The sequence below is a fragment of the Pedobacter sp. genome, assembly GCF_041662865.1.
Classification (GTDB): domain Bacteria; phylum Bacteroidota; class Bacteroidia; order Sphingobacteriales; family Sphingobacteriaceae; genus Pedobacter.
The window spans coordinates 8,610-8,925 of sequence record NZ_JBAZRL010000075.1 but is presented as its reverse complement, the minus strand read 5'-3'; the positions used below and the strand labels follow the sequence as shown (position 1 = coordinate 8,925).

Genomic DNA, 316 nt, shown 5'->3' with positions numbered 1-316 from the left:
CTTATTCAAAGAGTTAAAAATGAAGAATACCTACTGCTATGAAATAGACAAACCCAATAACGGGCTTGTCAATGGATATTGGCAGACGAATGATTCAATTAGTGTTGTCGATTTTAAAACCTTGAATTTTACACCTGAATCATGGGCAAACTTTATTCCAGCAGGAGGAATTATTTCCAATGCAATTGATTTGAATATTTGGGACACAAAGCTTCATAGTGGCAAAATATTGCAAACAACATCTTACGTTTCTATGGTAAATTCAGCAGTCGTAGATTCGGATTTTACCTTCAGTCATAAAAAATCAAACTACGGC

The 316-nt window shown here is 34.5% G+C and carries 1 protein-coding gene; it reads left to right on the top strand.

What is annotated here, in order from left to right; translation table 11 throughout:
* Positions 1-19: 19 nt before the first annotated feature.
* A partial coding sequence (locus WC622_RS15795; protein WP_372820656.1) for a hypothetical protein occupies positions 20-316 on the top strand: 297 nt, incomplete at its 3' end.